This is a genomic window from Ectopseudomonas oleovorans, assembly GCF_003052605.1.
Lineage (GTDB): Bacteria > Pseudomonadota > Gammaproteobacteria > Pseudomonadales > Pseudomonadaceae > Aquipseudomonas > Aquipseudomonas oleovorans_A.
Genome location: NZ_QASO01000047.1, coordinates 1 through 12,629, shown reverse-complemented (window position 1 = coordinate 12,629; position 12,629 = coordinate 1). Strand labels below are relative to the sequence as shown.

Genomic DNA, 12,629 nt, shown 5'->3' with positions numbered 1-12,629 from the left:
AGGGGAAAGGCCCTACCCGAAAAGGCCAAAAGGCGCCCCGATCAGCCCGTCATCCGGGGGTCGTCATGCTCTCGCTGTTCCAGCGCAAACGGGTGCCACCCACCGCCGGCACACCGCCCACATCCGCCATCGAAACTCCGAAAGGGTCGATGCGGCCCGAGTCGGCCGCATCGCTGCTGGCCTCGCCGCGCCGGCGGAAACTGCTGGAACGCATCTGGCAGCGCACATCGCTCTCGCGCCGACAGTTCGCCACGCTCTACCTCGCCCCACTGGAACGCTACGCCGAGCTGGTCCAGAAGTTCCCGGCCTCCGAGAACCACCACCACGCCTATCCGGGCGGCATGCTGGACCACGGCCTGGAAATCGTCGCCTATGCGCTGAAATTGCGGCAGTCATACCTGCTGCCTGCGGGCGTCACGCCAGAGGCACAGGCGGCCCAGGCCGAAGCCTGGACCGCAGGCACGGCCTACGCGGCCCTGCTGCACGACATCGGCAAGATTGCCGTCGATCTGCACGTCGAGCATGTCGACGGCAGCGTCTGGCATCCCTGGCACGGCCCACTGCGTAAGCCCTACCGCTTTCATTACCGAAAGGAGCGTGAGTACCGCCTGCACAGCGCCGCCACCGGGCTGCTCTACGCGCGCCTTCTCGATCGAGACATCTTCGACTGGCTCAGCGGCTATTCCGACCTCTGGGCCGCGCTGCTGTACGTACTGGCCGGCCAGTACGAGCACGCCGGCACGCTCGGCGAGCTGGTCGTGCAGGCCGACCAGGCATCGGTCGCCCAAGAACTCGGCGGCGATCCCAGCAAGGCGCTGGCGGCGCCCAAGCATGCGCTGCAACGCAAATTGCTCGACGGCTTGGGCTACCTGCTCAAGGAGGAGTTCAAGTTGAACCAGGCCGGCCCGGCGGACGGTTGGCTGACCCAAGACGCCTTGTGGCTGGTGAGCAAGACCGTCTCCGACAAGCTGCGCGCACATCTGCTGTCGCAGGGCATCGACGGCATCCCCGCGAGCAACACGGCGGTGTTCAACGTGCTGCAGGATCACGGCGTCGTGCAACCGACGCCGGATGGCAAGGCGATCTGGAAGGCTACCGTCACCAGCGACGCCGGCTGGTCGCACGCCTTCACCTTCCTGAAACTCTCGCCGGCGATGATCTGGGATGCCGCCGACCGGCCGGCGCCGTTCGCAGGCCGTGTGCAGGTCGAAGCGGAACAGGCGGAGCCGCAGGCGCCGGGGGTGGCCGATGGGCCGCGCGTGGAAGGCACCGAAGCTGCACCCGCGAGCGCGGCGCCGATCCCATCCGCAGCCATGGACACCGGCGTGGCCGCGCTGCTCGACCTGCTGGGCGACGCCGCTCCACCCACGGAACCGGAGATCCCGAGCTCCACTGTTGCCGAGCCCGAGCCGGCCCCTTCGACCGTGCCCCCGCCGCAGATGAGCCTCGCGCCTGCCCAGGATCGCACGGAGCCCTCCGGGGCGCACTTCATGGCTTGGCTGCGTCAGAGCATCCAGACGCGCAAGCTCATCATCAACGACGCCAGGGCCCTGGTGCATACCGTCGCCGGTACGAGCTACCTCGTCAGCCCCGGCGTGTTCCAGCGCTACGCGCAGGAGTACCTTCAAGTCGTCGCGCTGGCCAAGCAGGAGAAGCTGGAGGGGTGGCAGTGGGTACAGAAGCGCTTCGAGAAGCTGGGACAGCACCGCAAGCAGCCGAGCGGGCTGAACATCTGGACCTGCGAAGTCACGGGGCCGCGCAAGTCGCGCCGGCTGCACGGCTACCTGCTCGCCAGCCCGGATGCGCTGTTCCAGGAGACGCCGCCAGACAACCCATACCTGCGGCTCCTGCATGAGGACTTCTTACCAAGCGCGAACCCTCTGTAAAACCTGCCCCCTATCCAAGCCGGGAATTAGCAATCTAGGTTGAGCAGGTCGTGAGCTGCATTAAGCGCATGCTGAGCGGCATCGCCCCCCATTTAGCAACCGATCACGGTTAAGCCCGCCTCCGCGAACCCATGCTGTGGGTAGGTGCCCGTTTTCGGCTCGTCTTATGAAAAAAGGTGAGCGTCCAGCCGTCCCATCGTTACTCAGGTTGAGACGCCGAGGGGCAACAGCTCCTCGATCTGGCTGTTGGGCCAGATGGGCAGTTTTTCCCGGGGTGTCCTTGAGCCAGGCGCCGGGCTCGAGACCGTTCAGTCTGGTGGTGGCCAGCACGCTCTGGATGGTGGCGGCGCGGTAGCTGCAGCCGGTCGTGTAGGGCCTGCAGTTTGGGCAGGGCTTTCTGTTCACGCAGCAGCTGCCGGACGGCCGCGTCGAGTGCGGGGGCGCGCCAATCGAGGGCATAGAGATCGGCGATGCGCCGCAAGGCCTCGGCTGTCACTGGGCTCCAGGTCGTTGCTGCGGTAGGCCCAGAGTAGGCCCAGAGATAGGGGCGTTTGGTTTTCCCCTCGCCGGGATTGAGTTGCTGCAGAGGGAGTTTCATCGGCATGCAGCACCTGGCGTTGGAGCAATAAGGCGCGCAGCCGATCCACCAGGGGCTCAAGGCCACGCCGTAGCGCCCGACTCACTCGGCGAGGGCCGAACGGGCAGGGTGACGCCGTCACGGGCAGCGATCTGTTCGAGGCGGTAGAGCGGCAGGCGGTCAGGTCAGGGGCGGCCATGCCGCCTTCGATCACTGCTGGCGGAACCGGCGCGGCGCTGATGCTTTCGCACGGGCGGCAGGCTTATTGCGGGCGACTGTGCCGGTGGACGAAGGACCTGGCCAGGATCAGGTCGAGCTGCTCGCTGATGTCTTCGCCGATCTTGACCAGCGCGGCGCTGCATTCGGCGGCATGGAACTAGCGAAAACGGCCTTGATGCAGACGGCGCTGACCCAACCACACACCGGTGCCGTCCTTCTGCAACAGCTTGAGCCGCGAGCCGTGCCGATTGCGAAAGGCATAGGTCGTGCCATCGCAGGGTGGTCGCCCGAGGGCCTGCTGAAGGTGCACCAAAGCCCGTCGATCCCCAAGCGCATGTTGATCGGTCGGCCACCAGCCAAACCTGGGCCGGCATTCGCGTCAGGCCATCCCCCGCAGCAATCCGGCCAACCAGCTTGCATCGACGTCCGCCGGCAACGCCAACCGCCAGCCACTGGCATGCCTGCAGCAGCCACACCCCTGCCGCTGCCGCTGCCACGGGCACCAGGGTAAGCGGCGTGGCCGCCCGCTTGCTGCGTCTGATCCAGTAGGCCAGTGCCTCGGGTTTGAGCGCATGCTACTGGCAATAAGCAACTGCGTCAGCCCGCTGTCCTGCCAGGCCTGAACATGCCGAGCCCAGGACTCGCGGCGCGCGTGCATCGTTTCCATATAAATCCCCTACTGGAAAAGCACAGGATGCAGGGCGGGGTGTTCGAGCAAAAGGGGGGGCGCTTACTGTCGATACGCGGCGGCAGCCGCAAGACCGTCGCCGCGAGCAGCCTGTCCAGCACGCTCGAATACATGGATGAAAAGCGCATGCAGGCTGATACCGGTAGTTTGCGAAACGGCGCGGAGGATCAGCGTGGAGCTGGGCAGCAGCCAGGGTAGTTGGCTGCATGCCGAGAAGATCGGTGGCTTTTGCTGCCTGGTGGGTTCCGCGCGTTCGAGATTCGGGTTAATGAGATGGTCATCCCCACCCTCCGAGGGCACACTTTCGCAGGGTGTTTTTATTTCGGAGGCCATCATCACGAGCGCAGTTGCACTGGTAGGGATTGATCCGGGCAAGCAAAGCTTTCATCTACACGGAAAAGACGGTTCTGGCCGGAAGATCTTTCGCACGAAAGCGACACGCCAGCAAATGATGCGATTGCTTGGCATCCTGCCGGCTTGCACGGTGGTGATGGAAGCCTGCGCCGGAGCGCACTTTATGGCGCGCCAACTGACGGCGCTCGGGCATCAAGTGAAATTGATCTCGCCGCAGTTCGTGCGTCCTTTCGTCAAGGGCAACAAGAACGACTTCATTGATGCCGAAGCGATCTGCGAAGCCGCCTCGCGGCCCAGCATGCGCTTCGTCTCGCCCAAGACCGAGGCCCGGCAAACGCTTTCGGTATTGCACCGGATGCGTGATTCGCTGGTGCGTGATCGTACCAAGACGGCCAACCAGGCCCACGGTTTCCTGCTGGAGTTCGGCATCAGCCTGCCCAAGGGACTATCGCTGGTCAGACGACTGCCGAGCACGTTGGATGAGCATGAGCTGCCGCCTCGGCTGGTCGCACTCCTAACGCGCCTGCATCAGCATTCACGCTATCTGGACGGACAGATCAAGGCACTGGACAAGGAAATGACCACCCAGCTTGAGGAAGATGACCTGGGGAGTCGCTTGCTGACGATTCCCTGTGTCGGCCCGATCACGGCCAGCCTGTTATCGGCCGAAATGGCGATGGCAAGCAGTATGGCGGCAGCCGTGATTTCGCGGCATCGGTGGGGCTGGTGCCCCGCCAGCACAGCACCGGCGGTCGAGCCAATTTGCTGGGGATGAGCAAACGAGGGGACAAGAATTTGCGGCGACTTCTAGTGCAATGCGCCCGGGTCTAGCCGCAGCGCCTGAAGCATCAGCAGGGCGCCCTGGCCGACTGGGTCCGTTCGCTACGAGAGCGACGCCGCTCGAATCACTCGAATGTAGTGGTGTGCGCCCTGGCCAACAAGTTCGCCCGAATCGCCTGGGCGATCGCTGCCAACCACTCGGAATTCGAAGCAGGGCCAGTCGTCTACGCCGCCTGATCCGGCCATTACAGCTGTACCACGGAACACCCTTCCAGGTTTTGCGATGCTGAACAACCGATGACGTGAACGGCCACCGGCTTGGTGAAGAACCTGACATAAAAAACGGCTTTCGAAGCCGCCGGCTTGTCAGGATCACCAGGCGCGACTCTCATCGTGGCGCGAGGCAGCCCAAACGAGGCGCCGGATAGATTTACGCAAGCCATAGAATCATCGCTGGTCAGTATTGCAGAAACGGGGTGACCGTAAATTTTTTCTTCAAAAAAATCTCTTGCAGCACCCATCAGGCGGCGACCGCCGCCACCACCCCCACTCAAGACGCCAGAATCTTCCCCGGATTCATGATCCCGTGCGGATCGAGCGCGCGCTTCACCGTCGCGATCAAGGACAGCTCCGCCGGATTGCGGCTGTAGTGCAACCACGGCCGCTTGTGCAGCCCAATGCCGTGCTCGGCCGAGACCGATCCCGACAGGCTGCGCACGATAGCGTAGAATGCGGCCTCGATGCGCTGTTCGGTCTTGCGGTCGTCAGTCGGCAGCGAACCCACCACGATATGCACGTTGCCGTCGCCGACGTGGCCGAAGTAGATCGCCCGAACGCCGGGGAAATCGCGCGCCAGCGCCTCGCGCATCCGGGCCACGCATTCCTCGATGCCCGAGATGGGCGCGGACACGTCGAAGTTGATGGTGGGCGCGAAGGTGCGCAGCATCTCGGAGATGGCATCGCGCAGTTCCCAGAAGGCTTGGGTCTGCGTGTGAGATTGGGCCACGGCGGCGTCGGCGATCCAGCCTTCGGCCAGCGCGTGTTCCAACATCGCCTCGAAGCGCGCCGCATCCTCTTCGGGTGCGGCCGCCTGCAGGTCCAGCAGCACGTATAGTGGATACGTGGCCGGCAGCGGCGCGGCGATGCCGCCGGCGGTTGTGGCCGCGGCATAGTAGTCCTGCCACATCATCTCGAATGCGCTGACCCGGCCGCCCAGGAGGTGCTGCGCATGGCGCAGCAGCTTGATGGCCGAGCCGAAATCGGGCGCGGCTACCAACGCGGTATTGGCGCCCGAGACGCCCGGATGCAGGCGGAGCACGGCCTGCGTGATGATGCCCAGCGTGCCCTCGGTGCCGATGAACAGATGCTTCAGATCGGGGCCGGCATTGTTCTTGACCATCTTGTTCATCATGGACAGCACGGTTCCGTCGGGCAGCACGGCTTCCAGTCCCAGCACCAGGTCGCGCGCCATGCCGTAGCGGATCACGCGGTTGCCGCCCGCATTGGTGGCGATGTTGCCGCCGATCTGGCATGAGCCGCGCGCGCCCAAGTCCAGCGCGAACAGAAAGCCCGCCGCCTGCGCGGCTTCCTGAACGACCTGCAGCGGCGTGCCGGCCAGCACGGTCATGGTGGCTGAGGCAGGGTCCAGTTCGACCACGCCGGACATGCGCTCCAGTGAAACGAGCACGCAGCCTTCTATCGGCGTGGCACCGCCGGCCAGGCCGGTCAGCCCGCCCTGCGGCACCACCGGGCAGCGTCCTGCATGGCATAATGCCATCACGCGCGCAATTTCGGCGGTGTCGTGCGGGCGCACCAAGGCCAGCGGCCTGCCGCCTTCCTCGCCGCTCCAGTCGTTCAGGTACCGGGCCTCGATGTCGGCGCCCGCCAGCACTTCGCCGATGCTGGCGTCGGCGCGCAGCGCGGCCAGAATTCGTTTAGGGTTCCAGGGCCCGGACGCCGGTTCCGATGCAGTGATGTTCATGAAGAGACTCCTCTTCCAGTTTATGGAACGGCCAGCGTGTCCAGCCTTTATAATGGGCGGCCGCGGATTCTGGGGAAAGAGCGAGTTACTAACCCGAAATTTTGTATCCGGACAGTCAAAAAGTTTTCCGATAAGTATCCGTGAAACCCATAACACGCTGATGCTTTTGTGTTTTTATGATGTCAGACAATACCGCGAATATTATTGCGATGTTCGGATACTTTGTTCCTCATTAGTAACAGGCGAGGAAGTGGGTAGATTGGCAGTCGCTAAACATCCCAACCCCCACACCCTGCTGTCGCTATGCAGCCGCCAGGCGATTCGCCCATTCTTCGAGTGGCTCGGTGAGCACTGCCGGCATATCGAGGCGGTCGCCATGGACATGAACACCGCTTTCGACCTGGAAGTGAAGCGGCACTGCCCTCAAGCCGAAGTGGTGTACGACCTGTTCCATGGGGTGGCGCGCTACGGTCGTGAGGTGATCGACCGTATCCGCGTCGACCAGGCCAACCACCTTGCGCGATAACAAACCAGCGCGCAAGGTGGTCAAGCGCAGCCGCTGGCTGCTGCTGCGCAACGCTGAGCACCTCAAGGGCGGCCAAGCCGTGCAGTTGCAGGAATTGCTCGCCGCCAACCAGCCATTGGCCCACGGTCTATCTGCCACCGCCAAACTGAACGGGCTTGCCGACCTAGCATCCATCGGCTGATCTGTTTCTCGCTCCGCTTATTACCGAAACCGCCTAAAGAGATCAGAAGGCCAATCAATGCTGCTGATTTCCCTTCTGGAAGCCAGCCGCATGATGCGTTCGGGCGCGAAAGTCAAAATCTGCCTCTACCCCAAACTGGATGCCTCATGATGCCCTATGGCCGCCAAGCCCGCTGCCGCGCAGGCTTCGTCCTGCCCCTCGTCGGCCCCAGAGACGCCGATGCCGCCGATGCATTCACCATCGAGCAGGATCGGCAGGCCCCCGCCGAACACCACCAGCCGCTCGCGTCTTGGCAGGCCGATGCGCAGGCGCGGGTTGTCACCCAGCACGTCGAGCCAGTCGCGGGTGGAGAAGCCGAAGCTCACGGCGGTGTATGCCTTGTCTTCGGCAATTTCCCGTGAATGTAGAAAGGCGCCGTTCATGCGGAGATAGGCCAACGGCAGGCCGGAGTGGTCAACCACGCAGACGTTAATGCGCACGCCTAGCTTCTCTGCATGTGCCACGGCCGCACGGGTGGCGGCATAGGCGGCTTCCCAGTGCAGCGAGCGTTGATTCGTTGTTCTCATGTGCCGGACTCTGTGCAGGAGGAGGCAGGTTCATCGACCAATGGCCTTGGCGCTTTCGCCGCCGATGCCGAAGTGGCCTTTGGGCATCTCGGTTATAATCACTCGCACGCTGGTCAGCGGCGCATCCAGGGAGCGCGAGATGGCCTCGCTGACTTCGCGAATGAGGGTTTCCTTCTGCTCGTCGCTGCGGCCTTCAAGGATGTGGATCTGGGCAATAGGCATGGTGTGCCTCCTGAAGAAGAGGCCGCCCGGGCAGGGCGGCCGGATGGCTCAGACGAAGCGCGCGGAGACGCTGCCAAGCCCCTGGTAGCGCACGGTGATGTTGTCGCCCGGCGCTACTGCGACGGCGGCGGTGATGCCGCCAGTCATGATGAAGGTGCCGGCCGGTATGTGTTCGTCGCGCTCTGCCAGCAGGTTGGCCAGCATGGCCACGCTGGACAGCGGATGGCCGAGCACTGCGGCGCCGGCACCAAGTTCCACCACCTCGCCGTTCTTCTCCATCACCACGCCGAGAGTGCGCAGGTCGACCTCCTCGAGGTTGGCCATGCGGCCTCCGGTGATGTAGCGGGTCGACGAGGCGTTGTCGGCCACCACGCTGATCAGGTCGAACTTGAAATTCTCATAGCGCGAGTCGATTACCTCGACGGTGGGGATCACGTAGTCGACCGCGGCGATCACGTCGCCGATATGGCAACCAGGCCCGACCAGCGGTGCCTTGGTGACCACCGCGATTTCCGCCTCGATCTTGGGGTGGATCAGCTTGGAACAGTCCACCGTGCCGCCGTCGGGCACGCTGAAGTAGTCGGCGAGAAAGCCGTAGATCGGCGTCTCCACGCCCATCTGTGCCATCTTCGCCCATGAGGTCAGGCCCATCTTCAGGCCGACGATCTTGTTGCCGCGCTCCTCCTTGCGCCGGCGGATTTCCCACTGGATGTCGTAGGCATCGGCGAAGGTCATCTCGGGATAGTCGTTGGTGACCTTGTGGATGTCATGGGCCTGCAATTCGGCGTTCTCGATGTGCTCGGCCAGGGCCAGCACCTGCTCGCGGTTGAGGGTACGGTTCATGCGCTCACCTTCTGGTTCTGGCGGGCCCGGGACATATCCAGGGCGAGGTCTTCGATCATGTCTTCCTGGCCACCGACGGTGCCGCGGCGCCCCAGCTCGACCAGAATGTCGCGGGCCGGCACGCCGTATTTCTTCTCGGCGCGCTGGGCGAACAGCAGGAATGAGCTGTATACGCCGGCATAGCCCAGGGTCAGCGCATCGCGGTCGACGCGGATCGGCTGGTCCATCATCGGCACGACGAGGTCTTCGGCCACATCCATGATCTTGTAGAGGTCGATGCCGGTTTCCACGCCCATGCGCTTGCACACCGCGACGAAGACTTCCAGCGGGGTGTTGCCGGCACCCGCGCCTAGCCCTGCGACCGAGCCGTCGATGCGCGAGGCGCCGGCCTCGATGGCCGCCAGCGAGTTGGCGATGGCCATGCCCATGTTGTGGTGACCGTGGAAGCCGATCTCGGTGGCCGGGTTCAGCTCGGCGCGCAGCAGGCCGATCTTCTCGCTGACTTCATCGGGCAGCATGTAGCCGGCGGAGTCGGTGCAATAGATGCAGTTGGCGCCGTAGCTTTCCATCAGCCGCGCCTGCTCCAGCACTTTTTCGGCGCTGATCATGTGCGCCATCATCAGGAAGCCGACGGTATCGGCGCCCAGCTTGCGCGACATGCCGATGTGCTGCTCGGAGACATCGGCCTCGGTGCAATGCGTGGCCACTCGAATGGTGGAGACGCCACAGTCGAGCGCCATCTTCAGGTGGTCGACCGTGCCGATGCCCGGCAGCAGCAGGGCGGATACCTTGGCCTGCTTGAGGCGCGGGATCACCGCACGCAGGTATTCCTCGTCGCTGTGCGCGGGGAAACCGTAGTTGATCGAGCGACCGCCGAGGCCGTCGCCGTGGGTGATCTCGATCAGTGGCATGCCGGCGGCGTCGAGGCCGGTGGCGACCGCGATCATCTGCTCGAGGCTGATCTGGTGGCGCTTGGCGTGCATGCCGTCGCGCAGGCTCATGTCGTGCAGGGTGACGTTCTTGCCTTGCAGATTCATGGTGCGACTCCTTTAGGCCAGTGCCGCTTCACGACGTGGCAGTTGAATGGTGCCGCTGGCGATTTCCTCGGCGAACATCTCGCCGGTGCGCAGGGCGGCGGCGGTCATGATGTCGAGGTTGCCGGCGTACTTGGGCAGGTAGTCGCCCAGGCCCTCGACCTCCATGAAGATCGAGACGCGGTTGCCGTCGAATACCGGGCCATTCTTCAGCCGGTAGCCGGGCACGTACTTCTGCACCTCGGCGATCATCGCGTGGACCGATGCGGTGATCGCATCCTGGTCCGGTTCGGTTTCGGTCAGGCAGTGGATGGTGTCGCGCATCATCAGCGGCGGCTCGGCCGGGTTGACGACGATGATCGCCTTGCCTTCCTTGGCCCCGCCGACCTGCTCGATGGCGCCGGCGGTGGTGCGGGTGAACTCGTCGATGTTCTTGCGGGTGCCCGGGCCGATGGAGCGCGAGGACACGGTGGCGACGATCTCGCCGTAGGCCACCGGCTGCACGCGCGATACCGCGGCGACCATCGGGATGGTGGCCTGGCCACCACAGGTGACCATGTTGACGTTCATTTCCAGCGTGCCGACATGCTGCTTGAGGTTCACCGGCGGCACGCAGTACGGGCCGATGGCGGCCGGGGTCAGGTCGACCATCAGCACGCCCAGCTCGTTGAGCTTGCGGCTGTTCTCGGCGTGTACATAGGCGGAGGTGGCATCGAAGGCGATGCGGATATCGTCCTCGAGCACGTGCGGCAGCAGGCCGTCGACGCCCTCGGCGGTGGTCTTCAGGCCGAACTCGCGGGCGCGCTTGAGGCCATCGGACTCGGGGTCGATGCCGACCATCCAGACCGGCTCGATCCACTCGGAACGCAGCATCTTCATCACCAGATCTGTGCCGATGTTGCCCGGGCCTATGATCGCTACTTTCAGTTTCTTGTTCATCAGGCTGTCCTCGATCAGATGAAGCGCACGGAGGCGCTGCCGATGCCGCCGATCTCGACGCGCATGAAATCACCGGCCTTGACCGGTTCCAGCGGAACCAGCGAGCCGGACAGGATCACTTCGCCGGCCTTCAGGCCGATGCCGAAGTGGCCGAGGGTGTTGGCCAACCAGGCCACGCAATTGACCGGCGAGCCGAGCGCAGCCGCTCCAGCGCCGGTGGAGAGCAGCTGGCCGTTCTTCTCGACCAGCATGCCGCAGGTGACCAGATCGACCTGGCGCGGTGAGACGGCCTGGTCGCCGAGCACGAACAGCCCGCAGGAGGCGTTGTCCGCCACGGTGTCCTGGATCTTGATCTTCCAGTCCTGGATGCGCGAATCGACCACTTCGAAGCAGGGGATCACGCATTCGGTGGCAGCCAGCACGTCGGCGTTGGTCACGCCCGGCCCCATCAGGTCCTTCTTGAGGATGAAGGCGATCTCGCCCTCGGCGCGCGGCTGGATCAGCTTCTCGCTGATCGGCATGGCTTCGCCGCTGTTGTAGACCATGGCATCGGTGAGGTAGCCGAAGTCCGGCTGGTGCACGCCGAGCATGTTCTGCACGGCCTTGCTGGTGACGCCGATCTTCTTGCCGATCACCCGCTCGCCGGCGGCCAGGCGCCGTTCCAGCATGCGCAGGGAAATGTGGTAGGCGTCCTCGACGCTGATGTCGAAGCCGCGGCTGGTCAGCGGCGTGACGGTCTCGCGCTGGACCATCGCCTGGTAGAGCTCGTCGCCGAGTTCGTTGATCAATGTCTTGTCCATATCGGTCTCTCTCAGGAATGGAGGGCGTCGGCCTCGGCGAGGAAATTCTCGACCAAGCGGGCGAAACGCTCGGCGTGTTCGATCTGGGTCCAGTGGCCGCACTGGCCGAACACGTGTAGCTGGGCGTTGGGAATCCACTGCGCGAGGGTCAGCGAAGCCTGCAGCGGGATGATCCGATCCTCGCGGCCGTGGATGACCAGGGTTTCGTTGGGCAGGGCGCGGATATCGGTCTCGTTGCTGGCCAGATCGTCGACTCCGTTCTGCCGTGGCGGCGGGAACATCGCGGCGAACGACTCCTGAAAGCCGGGGCGGATACTGGCCTGGTAACGCAGCTCGGCCAGCTCGTCGTTGACCAGGGTGCGGTCGTGGGCGAAAACGTCCATCAGCCGGCGCATGCTGGCAAAGGACGGCTCGTAGCCCCAGACAGCATCCAGGCCCGGCGTGATTGGAAAACTCACTCCAACGCTGCCCATCAGCACCAGCCGGCGCACCCGCTCGGGATGCCGGATGGCCAGTGCCAGCGCCAGCCCGCCGCCGAACGAGTTGCCGACGATGTCGGCCTGCTGGATGCCGAGGGCGTCGAGCACGCCGATGGCATGCTCGACCCAGCGCGCCTGGCTGTATTGTCCATCGGCCGGACGTTCGCTGTAGCCGAAGCCGAGCATGTCCGGAGCGACCACCCGGCGCGTCTGCGCCAGCTGCGGAATGATCCCGCGCCAGTTGGCCCAGGCGGTGACGCCCGGCCCGGAGCCGTGGATCAGCAGAACCGGGAAGCCTTCGCCCTGATCATGCAGGTTGGTGCGGTAGCCAGCGGCGAGGATTTCGCGACCGATTTCAGGGCTTTGCTGCGGTGCGTTCATGGCCAGCTCCTCAGAGTTTCACACAGATGTTTTTCAGCTCGGTGTAGAATTCCAGCGAGTGCACACCCCCTTCGCGCCCGATGCCCGACTGCTTGCTGCCGCCGAAGGCGGTGCGCAGGTCGCGCAGGAACCAGCTGTTGACCCAGACGATGCCGGCCTCGATCTGCCCGGCG

General features: G+C 64.3%; 14 protein-coding genes and 2 pseudogenes. 4 read left to right on the top strand and 12 right to left on the bottom strand.

Going from position 1 to position 12,629, the window contains the following annotated elements:
* The first annotated feature begins 65 nt into the window (after positions 1–65).
* Positions 66–1,886 (top strand): MobH family relaxase, encoded by a 1,821-nt coding sequence (gene mobH, locus DBO86_RS08790; protein ID WP_108233481.1) that lies wholly within the window; start codon positions 66–68, stop codon positions 1,884–1,886.
* Positions 1,887–2,287: 401 nt separating this feature from the next.
* Here the strand turns inward: mobH and DBO86_RS27225 are convergent, their stop codons facing one another.
* Both DBO86_RS27225 and DBO86_RS25815 read right to left on the bottom strand, forming a co-directional pair.
* Entirely contained in the window at positions 2,288–2,662 is a 375-nt protein-coding gene (locus DBO86_RS27225) for an IS66 family transposase (RefSeq protein ID WP_074519822.1), read from the bottom strand.
* A 63-nt stretch (positions 2,663–2,725) separates the two neighbouring features.
* Positions 2,726–2,791 (bottom strand): hypothetical protein, encoded by a 66-nt coding sequence (locus DBO86_RS25815; protein WP_394296130.1) that lies wholly within the window; start codon positions 2,789–2,791, stop codon positions 2,726–2,728.
* Here DBO86_RS25815 and DBO86_RS26535 point away from each other — a divergent pair.
* The gene (locus DBO86_RS26535) at positions 2,780–3,193 is read left to right on the top strand and encodes a hypothetical protein (protein WP_244185528.1); all 414 of its coding nucleotides are present in this window, start codon (positions 2,780–2,782) and stop codon (positions 3,191–3,193) included. The genes DBO86_RS25815 and DBO86_RS26535 overlap by 12 nt on opposite strands.
* 511 nt (positions 3,194–3,704) lie before the next feature.
* Positions 3,705–4,741 (top strand): annotated as a pseudogene (locus tag DBO86_RS08765) (IS110 family RNA-guided transposase).
* Between the two features lie 8 nt (positions 4,742–4,749).
* Here the strand turns inward: DBO86_RS08765 and DBO86_RS25810 are convergent.
* Together DBO86_RS25810 and DBO86_RS08760 are read right to left on the bottom strand one after the other, a co-directional pair.
* Positions 4,750–5,058: a hypothetical protein gene (locus tag DBO86_RS25810; RefSeq protein ID WP_146173192.1), complete on the bottom strand. Its 309-nt coding sequence runs from the start codon at positions 5,056–5,058 to the stop codon at positions 4,750–4,752.
* The gene (locus DBO86_RS08760; RefSeq protein WP_003451223.1) at positions 5,055–6,485 is read right to left on the bottom strand and encodes an FAD-binding oxidoreductase; all 1,431 of its coding nucleotides are present in this window, start codon (positions 6,483–6,485) and stop codon (positions 5,055–5,057) included. The genes DBO86_RS25810 and DBO86_RS08760 overlap by 4 nt, the downstream gene beginning before the upstream one ends.
* Before the next feature lie 307 nt (positions 6,486–6,792).
* Here DBO86_RS08760 and DBO86_RS08755 point away from each other — a divergent pair.
* A pseudogene (locus tag DBO86_RS08755) lies at positions 6,793–7,129 on the top strand (ISL3 family transposase); the annotation flags it as partial.
* Positions 7,130–7,317: 188 nt separating this feature from the next.
* On the opposite strand, the gene DBO86_RS08750 reads toward DBO86_RS08755, so the two are convergent.
* The 8 genes from DBO86_RS08750 to DBO86_RS08715 all read right to left on the bottom strand — a co-directional run.
* Positions 7,318–7,758, bottom strand: a complete 441-nt coding sequence (locus tag DBO86_RS08750) for a GlcG/HbpS family heme-binding protein (RefSeq protein WP_017849597.1) — start codon at positions 7,756–7,758, stop codon at positions 7,318–7,320.
* Between the two features lie 30 nt (positions 7,759–7,788).
* Complete coding sequence (locus DBO86_RS08745) at positions 7,789–7,980, bottom strand: 2-hydroxymuconate tautomerase (RefSeq protein ID WP_003292102.1); 192 nt, start codon at positions 7,978–7,980, stop codon at positions 7,789–7,791.
* Positions 7,981–8,028: 48 nt separating this feature from the next.
* The gene (gene dmpH, locus DBO86_RS08740; RefSeq protein WP_017849598.1) at positions 8,029–8,823 is read right to left on the bottom strand and encodes a 2-oxo-3-hexenedioate decarboxylase; all 795 of its coding nucleotides are present in this window, start codon (positions 8,821–8,823) and stop codon (positions 8,029–8,031) included.
* A complete protein-coding gene (gene dmpG, locus DBO86_RS08735) occupies positions 8,820–9,860 on the bottom strand; it encodes a 4-hydroxy-2-oxovalerate aldolase (protein WP_003450283.1) in 1,041 nt (346 codons plus the stop codon). Before dmpG ends, dmpH begins: the two co-directional genes overlap by 4 nt.
* Before the next feature lie 12 nt (positions 9,861–9,872).
* Positions 9,873–10,796: an acetaldehyde dehydrogenase (acetylating) gene (locus DBO86_RS08730; protein WP_108233480.1), complete on the bottom strand. Its 924-nt coding sequence runs from the start codon at positions 10,794–10,796 to the stop codon at positions 9,873–9,875.
* 14 nt (positions 10,797–10,810) lie between these two features.
* Positions 10,811–11,596, bottom strand: a complete 786-nt coding sequence (gene dmpE, locus DBO86_RS08725; RefSeq protein ID WP_045633702.1) for a 2-oxopent-4-enoate hydratase — start codon at positions 11,594–11,596, stop codon at positions 10,811–10,813.
* Positions 11,597–11,607: 11 nt separating this feature from the next.
* Positions 11,608–12,456: an alpha/beta fold hydrolase gene (locus DBO86_RS08720; RefSeq protein WP_108233479.1), complete on the bottom strand. Its 849-nt coding sequence runs from the start codon at positions 12,454–12,456 to the stop codon at positions 11,608–11,610.
* Between the two features lie 10 nt (positions 12,457–12,466).
* Positions 12,467–12,629 (bottom strand): aldehyde dehydrogenase family protein (locus DBO86_RS08715; RefSeq protein WP_146173191.1); only part of this gene is annotated, 163 nt, incomplete at its 5' end.

Bases quoted from the DNA above. Each gene is read 5' to 3' on its own strand.
- mobH (WP_108233481.1), top strand. From the start codon at position 66: ATGCTCTCGCTGTTCCAGCGCAAACGGGTGCCACCCACCGCCGGCACA.
- DBO86_RS27225 (WP_074519822.1), bottom strand. From the start codon at position 2,662: ATGGCCGCCCCTGACCTGACCGCCTGCCGCTCTACCGCCTCGAACAGA.
- DBO86_RS08760 (WP_003451223.1), bottom strand. From the start codon at position 6,485: ATGAACATCACTGCATCGGAACCGGCGTCCGGGCCCTGGAACCCTAAA.
- DBO86_RS08750 (WP_017849597.1), bottom strand. From the start codon at position 7,758: ATGAGAACAACGAATCAACGCTCGCTGCACTGGGAAGCCGCCTATGCC.
- DBO86_RS08745 (WP_003292102.1), bottom strand. From the start codon at position 7,980: ATGCCTATTGCCCAGATCCACATCCTTGAAGGCCGCAGCGACGAGCAG.
- dmpH (WP_017849598.1), bottom strand. From the start codon at position 8,823: ATGAACCGTACCCTCAACCGCGAGCAGGTGCTGGCCCTGGCCGAGCAC.
- dmpG (WP_003450283.1), bottom strand. From the start codon at position 9,860: ATGAATCTGCAAGGCAAGAACGTCACCCTGCACGACATGAGCCTGCGC.
- DBO86_RS08730 (WP_108233480.1), bottom strand. From the start codon at position 10,796: ATGAACAAGAAACTGAAAGTAGCGATCATAGGCCCGGGCAACATCGGC.
- dmpE (WP_045633702.1), bottom strand. From the start codon at position 11,596: ATGGACAAGACATTGATCAACGAACTCGGCGACGAGCTCTACCAGGCG.
- DBO86_RS08720 (WP_108233479.1), bottom strand. From the start codon at position 12,456: ATGAACGCACCGCAGCAAAGCCCTGAAATCGGTCGCGAAATCCTCGCC.